General features: G+C 69.6%; 1 protein-coding gene. It reads right to left on the bottom strand.

The genetic code is table 11. The features are described 5' to 3' along the window. Positions 1-33: 33 nt before the first annotated feature. Positions 34-3,161, bottom strand: a 3,128-nt coding sequence (mfd, locus tag IQ216_RS12885) for a transcription-repair coupling factor (RefSeq protein WP_193815791.1), incomplete at its 5' end; no start/stop codon positions are given.

Raw genomic sequence — 3,161 nt, 5'->3', positions numbered from 1 at the left:
GGATTGGGGGCTTCCAGGGGCTCGAGTGCCGGCTCACACCGCCAGCACCGCCTCGTTCCTGGCCGTGGCCTGTTGCGCCCGCTGCACCTCGTTGAGGCCATCGGCGCCGCGGATCTGGGCTTCCATCTGCTTCAGCCAGCCCATCAGCTCCTCCAGCTGCCGTTCCATCGGCAGCACCCCCAGCCCCCGGGCCAGCACCTTGGCGGTGCTGCCGCTGCCGCCCTGGTACACCAGCCGGCCGTGCAGATGCTGGGGCAGGCCCTGGCGCAACAGCCGGAAGGCGGGCTCCTCCATCGGGGTTTCCAGGGAGATGTTCGGTTTTTCGGGTTTGATGCGCGAGAAACCGCAGCGTTTGGCCAGCAGCTTCAGCTCCATCAGCTGCAGCAGCGCGTTCACTGGGGCGGGAATGGCGCCGTAGCGGTCCACCCAGCCGGCGGCCAGCTCCACCAGGGCCTGCTTGCTGCCGCAGCCGGCGGCGGCGCGGTAGGCGGCGATCTTCTCGTCGTTTTCGCTGATCCAGTCGCCGGGGATGAAGGCGGTGATCGGCAGGTCGATCTGGGTGTCGTCCACGGCCGGGATGTCCTGGCCCTGGATCTCCGCCAGGCTCTCCTGCAGCATCTCCATGTAGAGGTCGAAGCCGATCAGCTCCATCTGGCCGCTCTGCTCCACCCCCAGCAGGTTGCCCACACCGCGGATCTCCATGTCGCGCATGGCCAGCTGATAGCCGCTGCCCAGCTGGGCGAACTCCTGGATCGCCCGCAGCCGTTTGCGCGCCGCTTCGCTCAGGGAGGCATCGCCGGGATAGAACAGCCACGCATGGGCCTGGATGCCGCTGCGGCCCACCCGGCCGCGCAGCTGATAGAGCTGGGCCAGGCCGAACTTGTGGGCGTCCTCGATCAGGATCGTGTTCACCCGGGGAATATCGAGGCCGCTCTCCACGATCGTGGTGCAGAGCATCAGATCGGCCTCGCCGGCGTTGAAGGCCACCATGGCGCTCTCCAGTTCCCCCTCGGCCATCTGGCCGTGGGCCACCAGCAGCCTCAGGCCCGGGAGCATCTGCCGCAGCCCCTCGGCCACCTCCTCGATGCCCTCCACCCGCGGCACCACATAGAAGATCTGGCCGCCGCGGTCGAGCTCCTGGCGGATGGCACTGCGCACCGCCTCCTCATCGAGGCCGGCCAGGTGGGTCTTGATCGGCCGCCGCAGGGGCGGCGGCGTGGTGATCAGGCTCATCTCGCGCACCCCCGACAGGCTCATGTAGAGGGTGCGCGGAATCGGCGTGGCGCTGAGGGTGAGCACGTCCACGTCCTTGCGCAGCGCCTTGATCTTTTCCTTCTGGTTCACCCCGAAACGCTGCTCCTCATCCACCACCAGCAGCCCCAGCTGCTTGAAGCTGGTGCTCTTGCCCAGCAGCTGGTGGGTGCCCACCACCACATCCACCGTGCCGGCGGCCAGACCCTCCTGGATCACCTTGCGCTCGGCGCTGGTGCGGAAGCGATTCAGCAGGCTCACCTTCATCGGGTAAGGCGCGAAGCGCTCGCTCAGGGAGCGCCAGTGCTGCTGGGCCAGCACGGTGGTGGGGGCGAGCATGGCCACCTGGCGGCCGGCGGTGACGGCCTTGAAGATCGCCCGGATCGCCACCTCCGTCTTGCCGAAGCCCACATCGCCGMACACCAGCCGGTCCATCGGCTCGGGCTTCTCCATGTCGCGCTTCACATCGGCGATCGCCTTCACTTGATCGGGGGTGGGGTCGTAGGGGAAGGAGTCCTCCAGTTCCCCCTGCCAGGGGCCGTCCTCGGGGAAGGCGAAACCCTGGGCCTTGAGCCGGGCGGCGTAGAGCTTCACCAGATCGAGCGCCACCTTGCGCACGGCCTTGCGGGCCCGCTCCTTCGCCTTGGTCCAGGCGGTGCCGCCCATGCGGTTGAGCTGGGGCGGGCTCTCGCTGGTGGCGCGGTAGCGGCCCAGGCTGCCCAGCTGGTCGGCGGCCACCCGCAGCAGCCCATCGGCGTACTGCACCACGAGGTAGTCGCGCTCCTCACCGCCGATCGCCAGCTTCTCCAGCCGCAGAAAGCGGCCGATGCCGTGGTTCCGGTGCACCACGAAGTCGCCGGGCTGCATCTTGCCGGGGTCCACCGTGCGGCTGGCCGCCTTGCGGCGACGGCGCACGTAGCCGCTGGCGGCCAGGGCGTGCTGGCCGAAGAACTCCCGGTCGCTGATCAGCACCAGCTTCCAGGCGGGCAGCTGCAGGCCCTCCAGTTCGGCGGTGCCGCGGAGTTTGAGCGCCACCGGCGTGTTCTGCTCGATCAGGCGCTCGATCGCCGGTTGATCGCCTGGGTTGGGCACGAAGCGGGTGATGCAGTCGTGCTCCTCCAGCAGGGCCACCGCCCGCGAGGGCTGGGCCGAGAGCAGCCACACCCGGGCACGGTCCTGCTGGAACCCCTTGATCAGCGACGCCAGCTTGCCGAAGGCATTGGGGTGGGCCGGCACCGAGCGGGAAGCCAGATCGAAGCTGTTGGCATGGCCATCGCTCTCGTGCAGCTCGGCCAGATCAAAGCCGGCGAAGGCCTGGGCCTGCGCCAGGGCCTGCTCAGGCGGGCGGTGCAGCACGGCCGGCAGCGGCCCGCCCAGCTCCAGCTCCAGCTCGGCGTGGTGCTCCTCGGCGTGCTCGAACCACTGCTGGCCATGGGCCAGGCACTGGCGCCGTTCGTCCACGGCGATCAGGGTGCCTTCCGGCAGGTAGTCGAGCAGGGAGGCGGGCTGCTGCCAGGCCAGGCCCAGCAAGCGCCGCAGCCCCGGGGGGGTGCCGCCCTCCAGCAGCTGCTCCAGGGCCTCAGGGGCCAGCAGCTGATCCAGCTCAGCCGGCATCGACTGCCGCAGGGCCTCGGCGATCAGCGGCGTGTAGCCGGTGGGGGTGAGGCGCGCCACCTCGGTGGTGTCGAGGGAGCGCTGGCTGGTGGGATCGAACTCCCTCAGCTTCTCCAGCTCCTCGCCGAAGAACTCCAGCCGTACCGGCAGCTCGGCGCTCACCGGGAACACATCCACGATGTCGCCGCGGCGGCTCCAGGTGCCCTCCTGTTCGATCGTGGGCACCCGCTCGTAGCCGAGCTGGGCCAGGGTGGCGGCGAGCTGCTCCAGGGGGATGGTCTGGCCCTTGCGCCTTT

The organism is Cyanobium sp. LEGE 06143 (genome assembly GCF_015207535.1).
In the GTDB taxonomy this organism is placed as follows: domain Bacteria; phylum Cyanobacteriota; class Cyanobacteriia; order PCC-6307; family Cyanobiaceae; genus NIES-981.
Note: the sequence above shows the minus strand (reverse complement) of the source record. Positions and strands in the feature narration are given on the sequence as shown.